The sequence below is a fragment of the Citrobacter sp. Cpo040 genome (genome assembly GCF_030332915.1).
GTDB lineage: Bacteria > Pseudomonadota > Gammaproteobacteria > Enterobacterales > Enterobacteriaceae > Citrobacter > Citrobacter portucalensis.
The window spans coordinates 639201-655928 of the sequence record NZ_JAOWGX010000034.1 but is presented as its reverse complement, the minus strand read 5'-3'; the positions used below and the strand labels follow the sequence as shown (position 1 = coordinate 655928).

16 protein-coding genes and 1 pseudogene are annotated in these 16728 nt (G+C 51.2%); 10 read left to right on the top strand and 7 right to left on the bottom strand.

Translation table 11 applies throughout. The annotated features are described in order from the left end of the window. The first annotated feature begins 37 nt into the window (after positions 1–37). The gene (locus OGX86_RS07915) at positions 38–1999 is read left to right on the top strand and encodes a peptidase U32 family protein (protein ID WP_286639762.1); all 1962 of its coding nucleotides are present in this window, start codon (positions 38–40) and stop codon (positions 1997–1999) included. A gap of 3 nt (positions 2000–2002) precedes the next feature. On the opposite strand, the gene OGX86_RS07910 is transcribed toward OGX86_RS07915, so the two are convergent. The 4 genes from OGX86_RS07910 to OGX86_RS07895 form a co-directional block, all read right to left on the bottom strand. Next, positions 2003–2233, bottom strand: coding sequence for a DUF2554 family protein (locus OGX86_RS07910; RefSeq protein WP_003020233.1), 231 nt, complete (start codon positions 2231–2233; stop codon positions 2003–2005). A 189-nt stretch (positions 2234–2422) separates the two neighbouring features. After that, positions 2423–2548 (bottom strand): DUF2474 domain-containing protein, encoded by a 126-nt coding sequence (locus tag OGX86_RS07905; protein ID WP_003020230.1) that lies wholly within the window; start codon positions 2546–2548, stop codon positions 2423–2425. Beyond that, complete coding sequence (gene cydB / locus OGX86_RS07900) at positions 2548–3558, bottom strand: cytochrome d ubiquinol oxidase subunit II (protein ID WP_048214147.1); 1011 nt, start codon at positions 3556–3558, stop codon at positions 2548–2550. Before cydB ends, OGX86_RS07905 begins: the two co-directional genes overlap by 1 nt. Further along, positions 3558–4961, bottom strand: a complete 1404-nt coding sequence (locus OGX86_RS07895) for a cytochrome ubiquinol oxidase subunit I (protein WP_048227580.1) — start codon at positions 4959–4961, stop codon at positions 3558–3560. The genes cydB and OGX86_RS07895 overlap by 1 nt, the downstream gene beginning before the upstream one ends. 558 nt (positions 4962–5519) lie before the next feature. Here OGX86_RS07895 and OGX86_RS07890 point away from each other — a divergent pair. Continuing rightward, positions 5520–6170 (top strand): Ssp6 family T6SS pore-forming effector, encoded by a 651-nt coding sequence (locus OGX86_RS07890; protein WP_053069304.1) that lies wholly within the window; start codon positions 5520–5522, stop codon positions 6168–6170. 4 nt (positions 6171–6174) lie between these two features. On the opposite strand, the gene OGX86_RS07885 is transcribed toward OGX86_RS07890, so the two are convergent. Next, positions 6175–6390 carry a hypothetical protein gene (locus OGX86_RS07885; protein WP_128316890.1) on the bottom strand — a complete coding sequence of 72 codons (216 nt, stop codon included), beginning with the start codon at positions 6388–6390 and terminating at the stop codon, positions 6175–6177. A 346-nt stretch (positions 6391–6736) separates the two neighbouring features. Between OGX86_RS07885 and OGX86_RS07880 the strand changes: the two are divergent. From OGX86_RS07880 to patD, 7 genes and pseudogenes are all read left to right on the top strand, one after another. Then, a pseudogene (locus OGX86_RS07880) lies at positions 6737–7006 on the top strand (type II toxin-antitoxin system HicB family antitoxin); the annotation flags it as partial. A 92-nt stretch (positions 7007–7098) separates the two neighbouring features. Beyond that, the gene (locus tag OGX86_RS07875) at positions 7099–8508 is read left to right on the top strand and encodes an aminotransferase-like domain-containing protein (protein ID WP_286639760.1); all 1410 of its coding nucleotides are present in this window, start codon (positions 7099–7101) and stop codon (positions 8506–8508) included. A gap of 328 nt (positions 8509–8836) precedes the next feature. Continuing rightward, positions 8837–9982, top strand: a complete 1146-nt coding sequence (ydcS, locus tag OGX86_RS07870; RefSeq protein ID WP_008784842.1) for a putative ABC transporter substrate-binding protein YdcS — start codon at positions 8837–8839, stop codon at positions 9980–9982. A 16-nt stretch (positions 9983–9998) separates the two neighbouring features. After that, positions 9999–11015: an ABC transporter ATP-binding protein gene (locus OGX86_RS07865; protein ID WP_125363256.1), complete on the top strand. Its 1017-nt coding sequence runs from the start codon at positions 9999–10001 to the stop codon at positions 11013–11015. Next, positions 11016–11960 carry an ABC transporter permease gene (locus tag OGX86_RS07860; RefSeq protein WP_008784840.1) on the top strand — a complete coding sequence of 315 codons (945 nt, stop codon included), beginning with the start codon at positions 11016–11018 and terminating at the stop codon, positions 11958–11960. Next, positions 11950–12756, top strand: coding sequence for an ABC transporter permease (locus tag OGX86_RS07855; protein ID WP_003020204.1), 807 nt, complete (start codon positions 11950–11952; stop codon positions 12754–12756). The genes OGX86_RS07860 and OGX86_RS07855 overlap by 11 nt, the downstream gene beginning before the upstream one ends. A 21-nt stretch (positions 12757–12777) precedes the next feature. Then, positions 12778–14205: an aminobutyraldehyde dehydrogenase gene (gene patD / locus OGX86_RS07850; RefSeq protein WP_286639758.1), complete on the top strand. Its 1428-nt coding sequence runs from the start codon at positions 12778–12780 to the stop codon at positions 14203–14205. Positions 14206–14398: 193 nt separating this feature from the next. Here the strand turns inward: patD and OGX86_RS07845 are convergent, their stop codons facing one another. Beyond that, positions 14399–15526: a multidrug effflux MFS transporter gene (locus OGX86_RS07845; RefSeq protein ID WP_286639756.1), complete on the bottom strand. Its 1128-nt coding sequence runs from the start codon at positions 15524–15526 to the stop codon at positions 14399–14401. A gap of 101 nt (positions 15527–15627) precedes the next feature. Between OGX86_RS07845 and OGX86_RS07840 the strand changes: the two genes are divergently transcribed. Continuing rightward, positions 15628–16407: an AraC family transcriptional regulator gene (locus OGX86_RS07840; protein WP_286639755.1), complete on the top strand. Its 780-nt coding sequence runs from the start codon at positions 15628–15630 to the stop codon at positions 16405–16407. Between the two features lie 119 nt (positions 16408–16526). Here OGX86_RS07840 and yncL read toward each other — a convergent pair whose 3' ends face one another. Further along, on the bottom strand, positions 16527–16622 hold the full coding sequence (gene yncL, locus OGX86_RS07835) for a stress response membrane protein YncL (protein ID WP_071524268.1): 96 nt from the start codon (positions 16620–16622) through the stop codon (positions 16527–16529). Positions 16623–16728 lie beyond the last annotated feature (106 nt).

The window sequence follows — 16728 nt, the reverse complement described above, 5'->3', positions numbered from 1 at the left end:
ACCGCCATTTTTACCGCTTGTGGATGGTAACAACTGTATGCGCCAGCAGCCTCATCACCTTGAATTGTTAAGCCCGGCTCGGGATACCGCCATTGCGCGCGAAGCCATTTTGCACGGCGCAGACGCCGTTTACATTGGTGGACCAGGTTTTGGCGCGCGTCATAACGCCAGTAATAGCCTGAAAGATATTGCCGAATTAGTGCCTTTTGCCCATCGTTACGGGGCAAAAATCTTTGTGACGCTAAACACGATCTTGCATGATGATGAGCTGGAGCCCGCACAACGGTTAATTACCGATCTGTATCAGACCGGCGTTGATGCCCTGATCGTGCAGGATATGGGGATTCTTGAACTGGATATTCCCCCGATTGAACTGCACGCCAGCACCCAGTGCGATATTCGCAGCGTTGAGAAGGCGAAATTTCTATCCGATGTGGGATTCACCCAGATTGTGCTGGCGCGCGAACTGAGCCTTGAGCAGATTAGCGCTATCCATCAGGCTACTGATGCGACCATTGAGTTTTTCATTCACGGTGCGCTGTGCGTTGCCTATTCAGGGCAGTGTTATATTTCACATGCGCAAACCGGACGCAGCGCTAACCGCGGCGACTGTTCCCAGGCTTGCCGTCTGCCGTATACCCTGAAAGACGATCAGGGACGCGTGGTGTCCTATGAAAAACATCTGTTGTCGATGAAAGATAACGATCAGACCGCCAACCTGGGCGCGTTGATTGACGCAGGTGTGCGTTCCTTCAAAATTGAAGGGCGCTATAAGGACATGAGTTATGTGAAGAATATTACCGCGCATTATCGCCAGATGCTCGACGCCATTATTGAAGAGCGCGGCGATCTGGCCCGTTCATCAGCGGGACGTACCGAACATTTCTTTACTCCATCCACAGAGAAAACCTTCCATCGCGGCAGTACCGATTATTTTGTGAATGCCCGTAAAGGGGATATTGGCGCATTCGACTCACCAAAGTTTATCGGTTTGCCGGTCGGCGAAGTCCTGAAGGTGGCGAAAGATCATCTCGATGTTGAGGTGACTGAACCGCTGGCAAACGGGGATGGCCTGAACGTGTTAATCAAACGTGAGGTTGTTGGATTTCGCGCCAACACCGTGGAAAAAACGGGGAACAATCGTTATCGGGTATGGCCGAATGAAATGCCCGTCGACCTGCACAAAGTGCGTCCGCATCATCCGCTGAATCGCAACCTCGATCATAACTGGCAGCAAGCGTTAACAAAAACTTCCAGCGAACGCCGTGTTGCGATCGATATTGAGCTCGGCGGCTGGCAGGAGCAGTTGATTCTGACGCTCACCAGTGAAGAGGGCGTGAGTATCACCCATACGTTGGACGGCCAGTTTGAGGAAGCGAACAATGCGGAAAAAGCGTTGAGTAACCTACAGGACGGACTGGCAAAACTTGGTCAGACGATGTACTACGCCCGTAATATTCAGGTGAATCTGCCGGGCGCACTGTTTGTGCCAAACGGTCAACTAAATCAGTTCCGGCGTGAAGCCGTTGATATGCTGGATGCAGCGCGCCTGCAAAGCTATCAGCGCGGTAGCCGCAAACCGATATCTCAGCCAGCGCCGGTTTATCCACAAACGCACTTGAGTTTCCTGGCTAACGTCTACAACCAAAAAGCGCGTGAGTTTTATCACCGTTATGGCGTTCAGTTGATTGATGCAGCCTATGAAACACATGAAGAAAAGGGTGAAGTGCCGGTGATGATCACCAAACATTGCCTGCGTTTCGCCTTTAACCTGTGTCCGAAACAGGCGAAAGGTAACATCAAAAGCTGGAAAGCAACACCGATGCAACTGGTTAACGGCGATGAAGTCCTGACGCTGAAATTTGATTGCCGACCGTGCGAAATGCACGTAATCGGCAAGATGAAGCACCACATTCTGAAGATGCCGTTGCCGGGCAGCGTCGTGGCTTCGGTCAGTCCAGAAGAACTGATGAAGACACTGCCGAAGCGCAAAGGTTAATCGTTAGCTCAGATGTGTATCGGGTTTGCGTGATTTTTGCCAGTGATGGTGTTCACGAAGATCGGCGGCGGATTCTTCCGCCGTCACTCGCAGCTCATCGCTGTCGGCCGTGTGTCGTAGTAAGTGATCGGCATCCTGCACCTGAAGATATTCATGTCCCTGATTAGTAGCGAAAAGTTGACCGGAAAAAAGCGCGCTGGCCAGCAATAACACCGTTAACCCTTTCTTAAACATCATGCACCCTCTGGTACGTTAGCTGCGGAATTGGCGATAATTTCGCCTGGTGACTATTCAATATTTTAATCGGGTTAATGACAATCTCTGTTTTGCCATTTCGATGTTTTTTACATATTTGTTTAGCCAGTGTTGGGATTTGTCACAACCGGGCAATACAGTGCTGCCCGGTTGTTTGCAAGGAGAGTATCAGGACTTAAATCCGGCGGCTGTCATCAGGAGACGAAAGAACATACCAACGGCGGCCAGGGCCAGCACGCTGCCGCCCCAGAGGATCACCAGCCACATCAGGCGTTTCCAGATTGTTTGTTGCATCAATGATACCCCTCACCATGTTGAACTTTGCCGCGGAAAACGTAGTAGCTCCAGAAGGTGTACACCAGGATTATCGGGATAATCAGCAGTGCGCCAACCAACATAAAGCCCTGACTTTGTGCCGGAGCCGCCGCCTGCCAGAGCGTAATAGACGGTGGAATGATATGTGGCCAGATACTGATCCCCAGCCCGCTAAACCCGAGAAAAATCAGCCCCAGCGTTAATACAAAAGGCAGTGTATGGCAGTTATGTTGCCCCAGCGAACGCCACAGCCAGAGACTGATAAGCGCAACCAGCAGCGGAACAGGCATCAGGAACCACAGGTTGGGCAGGCTAAACCAACGCTCGGCAATCGCGCTATGTGCCAGTGGTGTCCACAGGCTGATAATGGCAATCACAACCAACATTGCCAGCAGCAGTTGTTTGGCCACACTGCGCATTTTATCCTGCAACGGATTTTCGCTTTTCATCACCAGCCATGTCGCCCCCAGCAGGGCGTAAGCCACGACCAGACCAACACCGCAGAACAACGTGAACGGGGTCAACCAGTCGAAAGGACCGCCGCTGTAGCTGCGTCCGGTAACGGAAAATCCGTTGAGTACGGCACCCACCACGACACCTTGCGTGAATGTCGCGAGGATTGAACCGCCGAGAAAGGCTTTATCCCAGAATGGTCGGTGAGCCGGTGTGGCTTTGAAGCGAAACTCGAACGCGACGCCGCGAAAAATCAGGCCGATTAGCATCAGGGTCAACGGGATCGTCAGCGCATCGACAATCACCGCATAGGCCAGGGGGAAAGCGCCGAATAATCCGGCTCCGCCCAACACCAGCCAGGTTTCATTGCCGTCCCATACCGGGGCGACGCTGTTGACCATAACGTCGCGGTCGTCAGCGTCCTGAATCGCTGGGAATAAAATGCCAATCCCGAGATCAAAACCGTCCATCACGATATACATCAGCGTGGCGAAGACGATAATCACAAACCAGATAACTGATAAATCGATACCCATTAGCGATGTGCCTCCAGTTGAGAATCGAGGACGGCGGCTGAAAGCGGCCGGGCAGGCGTGCCTGTTGGCGGAATGGTCGGGTCATCTTCCTGTGGCCCTTTACGGATCAGGCGGATCATGTAGCTGTAACCCACGCCAAACACTGAGCTGTACACCACAAAGAAGGACAGCAGGCTGATGCTCATATGTAAATCGCCATGTGCAGAAACCGCATCCGCCGTACGTTGCAGACCGTAAACCACCCAAGGCTGACGGCCAACTTCAGTGGTCACCCAACCGGCAAGGATGGCAATCAGACCGGAGGGGCCCATCCATAAGGCAAAGCGCAGAAAAGGGCGCGAGGCGTATAAACGCTGCTTATAGCGCAACCACAGGGCAAACGCGCCCAACAGGATCATCAGCATGCCTAGCCCGGCCATTATGCGAAACGACCAGAACACCATGGTGGAGTTGGGCCTGTCTTCTTTAGGAAACTCTTTTAGGGCCGGAACCTGTTTGTCCAGGCTATGGGTCAGGATCAGACTGCCCAGAGCCGGGATTTCCAGCCCATAGCGGGTGCGTTCCTGCTCCATATCCGGCCAGCCGAACAGCAGCAGCGGAGTCGGTTCACCGGGGCGATTTTCCCAGTGTCCTTCAATCGCAGCAATTTTTGCCGGCTGATGCTTCAGCGTATTCAAACCGTGCATATCGCCAATCAAGGCCTGCAATGGAGCGACGATTAATGTCATCCACAGCGCCATCGAAAACATCGCTCGAATTGCTGGTGTGTTATTCCCGCGCAGCAAATGCCATGCCCCAGAGGCGGCAACAAACAACGCGCTGCTCAGGAAGGCGGCAACCGACATATGCAGCAGACGATAGGGGAACGAAGGATTGAAAATAACGGCGAACCAGTCGACGGGAACGACCTGGCCGTTAACTATTTCATAGCCTTGCGGTGTCTGCATCCAGCTGTTGGAGGCGAGGATCCAGAAGGTTGAAATAATGGTACCCAGTGCGACCATGCAGGTGGCAAAGAAATGAAGTCCTGGACCAACCCGATTCCAGCCAAACAACATCACCCCAAGGAAACCAGCTTCGAGGAAGAAGGCGGTTAATACTTCATAGGTCAGTAACGGCCCAGTGATACTCCCGGCGAACTCGGAAAAACCACTCCAGTTGGTGCCGAACTGATAAGCCATCACCAGCCCGGAAACTACACCCATACCAAAGTTTACGGCGAATATTTTCGACCAGAAATGGTAAAGCGATCGCCAGGTGGGATTTTTCGTTTTTAGCCATAGCCCTTCCAGCACAGCCAGATAACTGGCGAGCCCGATAGTAATAGCCGGAAAGATGATGTGAAAGGATACCGTAAACGCGAACTGGATCCTTGCCAGGTGAAACGCGTCAAGACCGAACATGCTTAACTCCGCAGGCAAAATTGATTTAGCGCAATTCTAAGTCTGAGGAGCAATGGAAGGCAGAAACAGAACAGTTCTTTTTAACCATAACAGTTACCCGACTGTTATGGGCCTTCCCCAAAACTCCTCCCCAATAATGGCTAAAATTAAATTGCCAGAATCACCCAACTGTCATTCCTTTCATCGTGATATTTCTCGGTCATTTTGGCCGATTTATGACCCAGCAGTCCTGCGTGCCGCGTTGTCCTTGCATTACCGCCAGCTAGCTGGCATAGCGACGACGGCATTCATACGGTTGAGTTCTCATGACGGTGTAGTGAGGGAAAGAGGGCGAATGGCATCACTGAGCTTCGGGTGACATCCGGTTATCGTGTCAATCAGACTGAAATGAACATGGTGATCCGCGACCAACAGCGGAACCGCCGGTACCTGCCTGGAATTTTTATCGCTGGTGAGCATTATTCTTAAAATGGACAGTCACGAGCTGTCTAATTATGGAATGTACATAAGATGATCTCTATGATTGTGTTTAAAATAATACCACATGGACCTTAAGGGATGGGATACGCAAAAGATTTGGCAAAGGAAATGCTCTCAGCTCTGAATTTAGAAAATGAAGGGATGCTGGTTGCATACATTAAAGGCTTGATTCACTTTCCTGTAGACTTGTATTCTCTCGCATCCGATTTTATCCATACCGATGACAGGCGGCAAAATATGGATGATAATATGAGGATTGCGGGACTAGTGAAGCGGGCAACATCAACGAAAAATATTAACATTGTGGAAAAAGCGGTCAATGTATTCATTGATGGTTTCATGCAGCACGTTAATTTATCTGATATCGTAACAAATGTAGCAAAAGACACTGTAGCTTCTACATTGGGTAGTTATACTTTCGGTGAACTTTCTGGTTTAAAAATTGGAGCCTTAATCTCTTCACGGATCACCGTGTCTATTGCTTTTAGTATGTCGGTCAGCACATTGTTAATGATTGGTGGTGGAGTATCAAGTGCTATACATGCTTCGAGATACCTAAAAATATCAAACTATGAAGTTTACCGGAAGCTTAAGGACTTGGGAGATTTAGATCTTCTCTATTTTGCTATTCAGGAGCGGGTTGAGCCATTTGAGAAAGCAACCAGATTATCAAAAGAAAATCCTGCTTTATTCAAACAGGCGGTAGAGTATTTTTTCAAGGGGATGTAGCTCATCAATTTTTTGTTAAGCGGTAAAGCAACCAGCTAGTAAGAATCATTGTTGCCGTAAATGTCCAACGTCCAAATATAAACATGTAAGCATATTTGTCCGCAATGGAGTCTGGATAAACACTAAACATTAGTATTAAATTTGATAATGTTGATGTTATTGCTAAGAATGCTGCTAAAGCGATCCCAACCCAGATTAAGAAAGATAATACTTGTTTCATTTACTAATCTCTTATCGGTTGCCAGACATTTTCATCTGACAGTGTACTGAATCGAAACTAATGAGTAAATAATTAGATGTAACAAATTCATTTAGCCAATTAATTGAATTTTCATGCTGGTAACTCTCTGGTTATCTGTGGATATTTTTCCGCAAACTCCATCGGCAACCTCTCACTTTCGGTGTGTCGTTAAATACTCCCTGTGGGATTTGAAGAAATTGCAGTTGCTTTGTTCCGGTTACTGCGAAAACCACAAAAGCGAAAGCAGGTTACGTTATAGAAAGCAAAAACTCCGGTAGGAATCCCTATGGTGTCAAATGGCGCAGGCTGCGCAAGCCGCATTGGTCACTTCGACGATAACGAACCGATTCCTTTACCTTCTGCAGTAGGTACTGAAACTGACTATGTGGAAATACCACTGAGCGTTGCGTCTAAGGTTCTGTTGTTAAATGCCTTTCTTGAATCCAATATCATCCAGCAGGAGTTGGCAAACAGGATCGGCAGGTCTAAGCAGGAAATTACTCGCTTATTCGATTTAAATCTCGCGACAAAAATTGATGCAGTGCAGATAGCTGTGCGCGCCGTAGGCAAAGAACTGTCATTAACGATGTTGTAAAACTGTTAACTATAACAGTTAAATAAAATACCCTGATTATGTAAACTGATATACACAGTGGTTGTCACCGACACCGGTAATCAGGACGAAAAATGAAAAAGTACCAGCGACTGGCAGAGCAAATTCGCGATCAAATTGCGTCTGGCGTATGGCAGCCAGGCGATCGCTTGCCATCCTTGCGTGAGCAGGTGGTCAGCAGCGGAATGAGTTTTATGACCGTCGGACACGCATATCAGTTGCTGGAAAGCCAGGGGCGGATTATTGCCCGACCGCAGTCTGGTTATTATGTCGCCGCGCGCCCCGAACGTGAACTTGCTGCGCCACAGGTGCAGGTCATGCGCGATGAAGCAGTGGATATCAATACCTACATTTTTGATATGTTGCAGGCCAGCCGGGATGCGTCAGTGATGCCCTTTGCCTCCGCATTCCCCGACCCGCGTCTGTTTCCACTTCAGCAGTTGAACCGCTCGTTGGCGCAGGTGAGTAAAACCGCCACCGCCATGAGCGTGATTGAAAACCTGCCGCCGGGGAATGCTGACCTGCGTCATGCCATTGCCCGTCGCTATGCTCAACAGGGGATGACCATTTCACCTGACGAAATCGTCATCACCACCGGCGCGCTGGAAGCCCTTAATCTGAGCCTACAGGCGGTCACCGAGCCGGGTGACTGGGTGATTGTCGAAAACCCCTGTTTTTACGGGGCGTTGCAGGCCCTGGAGCGATTACGTCTGAAAGCGCTGTCGGTAGCCACCGACGTTAACGAGGGGATCGATCTTGCTGCGTTGGAGCAGGCATTGCAGGAGTACCCGGTAAAAGCCTGCTGGCTAATGACCAACAGCCAAAATCCACTGGGGTTTACGCTCAGCGCAGAAAAAAAGGCGCGTCTGGTCGTCTTGCTGGAAAAATACCACGTAATGCTGATTGAAGATGATGTTTACAGCGAGTTGTACTTTGGCCGCGAAAAACCGTTGCCTGCCAAAGCCTGGGATCGCGCCGACAGCGTTCTGCATTGTTCGTCTTTCTCCAAGTGCCTGGTGCCAGGATTTCGTATTGGCTGGGTAGCAGCAGGGAAACATGCCCGGCGTATTCAGCGACTCCAGCTAATGAGCACCTTATCTACCAGTTCGCCTATGCAGCTTGCCCTTGTTGATTATCTTTCAACCCGACGCTATGACGCGCATCTGCGGCGCTTGCGTCGGCAACTGGCGGAACGCAAACAACAGGCCTGGAAAACGCTGCTGCGTCATCTTCCGGCGGAAGTCAAAATTCACCACAACGACAGCGGTTATTTTCTGTGGCTGGAGCTGCCGGAACCGCTTGATGCCGGTGTGCTCAGTACCCATGCGCTGGCACATCACATCAGTATTGCGCCGGGGAAAATGTTCTCGACCTCGGGAAGCTGGACACGTTTTTTTCGTTTTAATACTGCATGGCACTGGGGAGATCGCGAAGAGCAGGCCGTAAAACAGCTTGGTAAATTAATTCGTGAAATGATGAAATAAACCATAACGCGCTATTCAATATAAATGAATAGCGTGTTCTTATTTTCGAAATAGTGAATGCTGAACCACGGTATTATTAATATCGGGTGCGTCCATACAAAATATCAATAGTTAATACTATTGCCACCTCTGCGTCTAACTCCTTGTCTATACTCCAGAAGATTACCCCCCAGGTCAGAGTCTGTAGCGTAATGAGCGTTAGCTCACAACCTGATTAAATTTCCTTGCGCCAGCAGGAACGCTTACAACACCCCGACTATTTTTAGAAAAGGACATATATTTACGGCAAGGCTGCCGCTCAATATTTTTTAGACAGGAGTAAGACGTTATGAGCAAGCAGTTTGCCCTCAGTAGCCTGTGCGCACTCAGTATGACGCTGATGACTGCGCAGGCAGCCGAACCCCCCACATCATTAGATAAACCGGAAGGCCGCCTGGATATTATTGCCTGGCCGGGTTATATCGAACGTGGGCAAACCGATAAACAATATGACTGGGTCTCGCAGTTCGAGAAAGATACCGGCTGCGCGGTTAATGTAAAAACGGCAGCCACATCTGATGAAATGGTCAGCCTGATGGCAAAAGGCGGCTACGACCTGGTTACCGCTTCTGGTGATGCCTCACTGCGCCTGATTATGGGAAAACGCGTTCAGCCAATTAATACCGCACTGATCCCTAACTGGAAAACCATCGATCCACGCGTGGTAAAAGGCGAATGGTTTAACGTTGGCGGAAAAGTTTACGGCACACCGTACCAGTGGGGACCAAACCTGCTGATGTATAACACCAAAATTTTCCCAACGCCGCCGGATAGCTGGAGCGTGGTGTTTGTTGAGCAAAAACTTGAGGATGGGAAAAGCAATAAAGGGCGCGTTCAGGCCTACGATGGCCCGATCTATATTGCCGATGCCGCGTTATTCGTTAAAGCCACTCAGCCGCAGTTGGGTATTACCGATCCCTATCAGCTCACTGAAAAACAGTATCAGGCGGTGATCAAAGTCCTGAGCGATCAGCACGCGCTGATCCATCGCTATTGGCACGATACCACCGTGCAAATGAGCGATTTCAAAAACGAAGGCGTGGTAGCGTCAAGCGCCTGGCCTTATCAGGCTAACGCCTTGAAAGGCGAAGGTCAGCCAATTGCAACGGTCTTCCCAAAAGAAGGGGTTACCGGATGGGCTGATACCACCATGCTGCACAGTGAAGCGAAGCACCCGGTTTGTGCTTACAAATGGATGAACTGGTCATTAACCCCGAAAGTACAGGGCGATGTAGCGGCCTGGTTTGGTTCTCTGCCAGTGGTGCCTGAAGGTTGTAAAGCCAGCCCGTTACTGGGTGAAAAGGGTTGTGAAACCAACGGCTATAGCTACTTTGACAAAATTGCCTTCTGGAAAACGCCGATTGCCGAAGGTGGAAAATTCGTTCCTTACAGTCGCTGGACGCAGGATTACATCGCCATTATGGGCGGTCGTTAATTCCGCTGGGGGTTTTATGACGTACGCAGTGGAGTTTCATAACGTCTCGCGTTTGTATGGGGATGTTCGTGCAGTAGATGGGGTGAGTATTGCGATTAACGACGGTGAGTTTTTCTCTATGCTGGGGCCATCCGGCTCCGGCAAGACCACCTGTCTGCGCCTGATTGCCGGGTTTGAGCAACTGTCAGGCGGCGCAATTACCATTTTTGGTAAGCAGGCCAGCGAATTACCGCCCTGGGAACGGGACGTCAATACGGTATTTCAGGATTACGCGTTGTTCCCGCACATGTCGATTCTCGACAACGTCGCCTACGGGCTGATGGTCAAAGGCATTGATAAAAAACAGCGCCACGCGAAAGCACGTGAAGCGCTGGATAAGGTCGCACTCGGCTTTGTGCATGAGCGTAAACCGTCGCAGCTTTCCGGTGGGCAACGTCAGCGCGTGGCGATTGCCCGGGCACTGGTCAATGAGCCGCGCGTCCTGCTGTTGGATGAGCCGCTCGGGGCATTGGATCTTAAATTGCGTGAACAGATGCAGCTGGAACTGAAAAAATTACAGCAATCTCTTGGCATCACGTTCATTTTTGTTACTCACGATCAGGGTGAAGCCCTGTCGATGTCCGATCGTGTGGCGGTGTTTAATAACGGTCGCATTGAACAGGTAGATTCTCCGCGTGAACTGTATATGCGTCCACGTACGCCGTTTGTGGCAAGTTTCGTCGGGACGTCAAATGTCTTCGATGCGACGATGTCGGCGAACGTTTGCGGGCTACAGGGGATGTTCTCCCTGCGTCCGGAACATATTCGTTTGAATGATGCCGGGGGAGAAGTCCAGGCTACGGGAGTTATCCAGGCGGTGCAGTACCAGGGCGCGGCGACGCGGTTTGAGCTAAAACTCGCCGGAGGGGAAAAATTGCTGGTTAGCCAGGCGAACCTGACGGGAGAAATGCTACCGTCAACGTTGTCGCCGGGTCAGCAGGTGATGGCATCCTGGTCACGCGACGTGATGGTACCGCTGGTTGAGGAGAGGTGAATGGCTATGAACGTCTTACATTCGCCTCCACAGTCGACAAGCCTGAACCGGATCTCCGGTTACTTCTGGCGTAATCCGGGGCTGGGGTTGTTTTTGCTGCTCCTCGGACCGCTGATGTGGTTTGGCATCGTCTACTTTGGCTCATTACTGACGCTGTTGTGGCAAGGTTTTTATACCTTCGACGATTTCACCATGTCGGTCACACCAGACCTGACGCTGGCGAATTTGCAGGCGCTGTTTAATCCCGCTAACTACGACATCATTTTGCGCACTCTGACGATGGCGGTAGCGGTCACCATCGCCAGCGCGATTCTGGCGTTTCCGATGGCGTGGTATATGGCTCGCTATACCAGCGGCAAAATGAAGGCTTTTTTTTACATTGCCGTAATGTTGCCAATGTGGGCCAGCTACATCGTTAAAGCCTATGCGTGGACGCTGCTGTTGGCTAAAGACGGCGTGGCGCAGTGGTTTTTAACCCACCTTGGGCTGGAGCCGTTGCTGCTTTCGTTCCTGACATTGCCTGCGGTAGGCGGCAATACGCTGTCGACTTCAGGGTTAGGGCGTTTCCTGGTGTTCGTCTATATCTGGCTGCCGTTTATGATCCTGCCGGTACAGGCCGCGCTGGAGAGACTTCCGCCGTCGCTGTTACAGGCTTCTGCTGATTTGGGCGCGCGTCCGCGTCAAACCTTCCGCTATGTGGTGCTTCCATTGGCGATACCGGGTATTGCAGCGGGTTCGATCTTTACCTTCTCTCTGACGTTGGGTGACTTTATTGTGCCGCAACTGGTGGGACCGCCGGGTTATTTCATCGGCAACATGGTGTATTCGCAACAAGGGGCGATCGGCAATATGCCGATGGCGGCGGCATTTACTCTGGTGCCGATTGTGTTAATCGCACTGTATCTGGCGTTCGTGAAGCGTCTGGGAGCTTTCGATGCACTCTGAACGCGCACCCTGGCTACTCAAACTGGCGGCATGGGGCGGGGTTATTTTCCTGCACTTTCCCATCCTCATCATCGCCACCTATGCTTTTAATACTGAGGAGGCTGCTTTTAGTTTTCCACCCCAGGGATTAACGCTGAAGTGGTTTAGCGTTGCTGCGCAGCGTAGCGATATCCTGGAATCTGTGACGTTGTCACTTAAGATCGCTGCGTTGTCGACAGCTATTGCCCTTGTTCTGGGGACGCTGGCCGCGGCCGCGCTGTGGCGTAGGGATTTTTTTGGCAAAAGTGCAATATCGCTGTTGCTACTGTTGCCGATCGCGCTGCCGGGCATTATTACCGGCCTTGCGCTGTTGACGGCGTTTAAAACCATCAACCTGGAACCGGGTTTTCTCACGATCGTAGTGGGCCATGCGACGTTTTGCGTGGTGGTGGTGTTTAACAACGTTGTGGCGCGTTTTCGCCGTACCTCATGGAGTCTGGTCGAAGCGTCTATGGATCTTGGCGCCAATGGCTGGCAAACCTTTCGTTATGTCGTGCTGCCAAATCTGGCATCGGCACTTCTGGCGGGGGGGATGCTGGCGTTTGCCTTGTCGTTTGATGAAATCATCGTGACAACGTTCACCGCCGGACATGAAAGAACACTTCCTCTGTGGTTGCTCAATCAATTGGGCCGTCCACGGGATGTGCCTGTCACCAACGTTGTGGCATTGCTGGTAATGCTGGTGACAACACTGCCAATTTTAGGGGCCTGGTGGCTAACGCGTGAAGGCGACACTCTCGCCGGAAACGGTAAATAAACGACGATATGGGAAATTGCTATGCAACATCAATTACTGATTAATGGCGAGCTGGTCAACGGTGAAGGTGAAAAGCAGCCAGTCTATAACCCTGCCACTGGTGAACTCATTCTGGAGATTGCTGAGGCGTCAGCCATGCAGGTTGATGCCGCTGTACGTGCGGCAGACGCCGCGTTTGCCACCTGGGGGCAAACCACGCCGAAAGTCCGCTCTGAACTGCTGCTGAAACTGGCGGATGCTATTGCTGATAACGCGCAAACCTTCGCTGAGCTGGAATCACTTAACTGCGGTAAACCGCTGCACTGTGTTCTCAACGATGAAATTCCCGCTATTGTCGATGTTTTCCGCTTCTTTGCCGGTGCGGCGCGTACCCTGCAAGGACAGGCGGCCGGTGAATATCTGGAAGGGCATACCTCGATGATTCGCCGTGATCCGCTGGGTGTGGTGGCTTCTATTGCGCCGTGGAACTATCCGCTGATGATGGCGGCGTGGAAGCTGGCTCCAGCGTTGGCGGCGGGGAACTGCGTGGTGATTAAACCGTCAGAAATTACTCCGCTGACAGCGCTTAAATTAGCCGAATTCGCCAAAGACATTTTTCCGGCTGGCGTGATTAACGTGCTGTTTGGTCGCGGTAAAACGGTGGGCGATCCGCTGACCGGTCATGAAAAAGTGCGTATGGTTTCGCTGACCGGCTCCATTGCAACCGGCGAACACATTATTCAGCACACCGCGCCGTCAATTAAGCGTACGCATATGGAACTGGGCGGAAAAGCTCCGGTGATCATTTTTGATGATGCCGATCTGGATGCAGTGGTGAGCGGCGTGCGGACCTTTGGTTATTACAACGCCGGGCAGGACTGTACCGCCGCTTGCCGAATCTATGCCCAGAAAGGCATTTATGATGCACTGGTCGAAAAACTTGGCGCCGCCGTTGCCAGCCTGAAAATCGGTCCGCCGAATGATGAATCGACCGAGCTGGGACCAGTGAGCTCGCAGGCACATCTCGATCGCGTGACTAAAGCGGTCGATGAGGCTAAAGCGTTGGGCCATATTAAGGTCATCACCGGCGGTAAAAAAGTGGCTGGTTCAGGCTACTATTTTGCCCCGACGCTGCTTGCTGGGGCGAAGCAGGACGATGCCATCGTACAGCGGGAAGTTTTCGGTCCGGTGGTCAGCGTGACCGTATTTGATGATGAAGATCAGGTGCTGGCATGGGCCAACGATTCGAAATACGGCCTGGCATCCTCCGTCTGGACCCGGGATGTTGGGCGAGCGCATCGCTTTAGCGCTCGCCTGCAATATGGTTGCACCTGGGTCAATACCCATTTCACGCTGGTTAGCGAGATGCCGCACGGTGGGCAAAAACAGTCCGGCTATGGAAAGGATATGTCGGTTTATGGGCTGGAGGATTACACGGTTATTCGCCATGTTATGATCAAGCATGAGTAATATCTTAAGCGCGATCGGCGAATGGGGCACGGATAGCTAAATATTGGCATACGTGTGTCTATACTATTCGCGCCACTGGCCTCGTCGCCATCGGACGGCGGTAAGTTGGAAATATCCGCGAGGTCAAGCTAATTGATACAACAAAGCCCCAGCATATAGCCGGGGCTTTGTGCTTTCAGGATCGCCATCGGGTTTATCTGCGGCCCAGGCTGCAAAGCCAGGCGAGTAGGGCACAGACGCTCAGAACCAGCCCCAGTTGCTGCACCATGCCTGCTAAACCCAGCATCATCCCAAGTAACAGGTAATAGCTTAATCCGAACAAAGCACCGGCGGCCCCGGCCTGTTCACGGTAGTGACTCAGCGCCTGACTCAGCACATTGGGAATGGCGATACCATAGGCAATCACCACGCCGAACACCGGAATCAGGATCCACGCGGAGTGCTGTAAACACCATGCGACGAGACCTGACAACGCTGCCAGCACACAGGCATAACGTACCAGTCGCTCCGGCGTCAGACCTGTCGTTAACAGTCTTCGGTTCAGCAGGCTACCTGACAGAGAAGCAAACGCAAGTAGCAACCCCGTCCAGCCAAAGGCTCTGGAGCTCCATCCTAATTGCCCAAAAAGAAACGGTGCCAGGCTGTAATAGCTAAACAGCATGGTGTTCAGCAGTGCAACCAGCATGGCGTTTTTCCGCAACTCACTGTCCCGCATCATGCGGGAAAATAGCGCGGCAAGCTTCGGGCTGAGCGTATGTTCGGGCCGGGTTTCTGGCAGCATGGTCGCTGTCAGTATTAGCAGTAGCAACGCCAACAGCACAAGGGCAACAAAGACACCGGTATGGCCGTACAGACTCACTAACCAACCTCCGCTTAGCAGGCCAAAAACCGGACTCAATGCCAGCGCGGCCCCCATCAAGGAAAAGACGCGGGATAGCGCAGTTGATTCATAACTGTCCCTTAGCATGGTCTGTACCACGACCGACCCCGCAGCCGCACCGACGGCGGAGATCATCCGTGCCAGCAGCAAAACGCTGAAGTCGGTGGCAAAAACGGCCAATGCGCAACCTGTTCCATAGCAGATAAGCCCTGCCAACATCGCCCAACGTCGTCCGATGCAGTCACTTAGCCAACCCCACATCGCTACGCCGACGGCAAAGGCAACAAAATAAACGGAGAGTGTTTGAGCCGCGCGCTCACTGCTTACGTGAAAAGAGGTAGCGATACCCGGCAATGCCGGGCTGTAAATGGTTTCCACCAGTTGTGGAAACATAATCAGTAGCGTAAGAAGCCACAGCGATGGGCGACGAAGTGTGTTCATAGCAATATCCAGAGAGACAGAAAACAGGCGGGCATTATTGCTGAAAGGGATATGTCGTATTACCATTATCAGGACTTTAAATATCAAATATCAGACAGATAATGAAAATTGCCCCTGATGATGCTTTTGATGCGGATAGCTTTGATAAACCGGTAATCGGTATTGCTGCCGATATGGGGGTACATGATTCCGGGCGGCACAGTCATCTTCGTAATCAGCTACTTTTTTCGGCAGCGGGAAGTATTACGATTGAACTGGAGCAGGCCCTGTGTCTGCTACCGCCACGCCGTGCGGTTTGGATCCCGGCAGGCACGGTACATCGCGCCATAATGCGTGGTGTGATGGCTTATCGCTCTTTGTACTTTTCTACCACATTGCCGTTATCTGAGTTTCCGCTGCAGATAGTCGAAGTTAATCCGCTTTTTTTTGAAGTGATAGAACGTATGGCCTTCTGGCCATGGGAAATGCCTGCCGCACAGCAGTCCAGCCTCATTACCGTTTTTTGTGAGGAAATGCGTGCCGCCCGCACTGAAAACTGGACATTGCAGTATCCCTCAGATCCGCGGCTTAACGTGTGGCTCAAGGGATTACGCATGGGGGAATTGCCACCACGACTGAATCAATTGTCCCGACAGGTTGGGGCATGCGAGAGGACGATCAGCCGAATATTTATCAGGGATACCGGGATGAATTATCAGGACTGGCGGCAGCAATTTAGGCTGTTAAAAGCCATGGAGATGTTGGCTGACGGAGGCCATATCAGCCAGGTCGCGCAATATCTGGAGTTTGTCAGCGACAGTGCTTTTATTGCGTTCTTCCATCAACATACCGGCACAACACCTGGCCGATATTCGGGCAATATAATGCCGCAGAAGGATTAGGGGGATTACATATTAAGGATAATTTACCCAGTAATAGCAGAGTGGGAAGATCGTTTACTGATGGCAGAGAGAAGATCCTCTCTGCCAGCGGACGCTGCAATTAATCAAGAAGAGTTACATCAAGCAAACCAGCCGAACCTTGCGGATATCAGACTGAAAAGTCCTACAGCAGCAAATATATTTATCAGCACCACAGTTTTACTGGAAACATTCATTTTTGCCACCTTTCGTTTTAACCCTTATGGGTATAGTACGGCTTATAACTATCCGCAATAGTACGAATTCTGAACATAATGAAAATGGGTTGTTTTACAGCCGTTT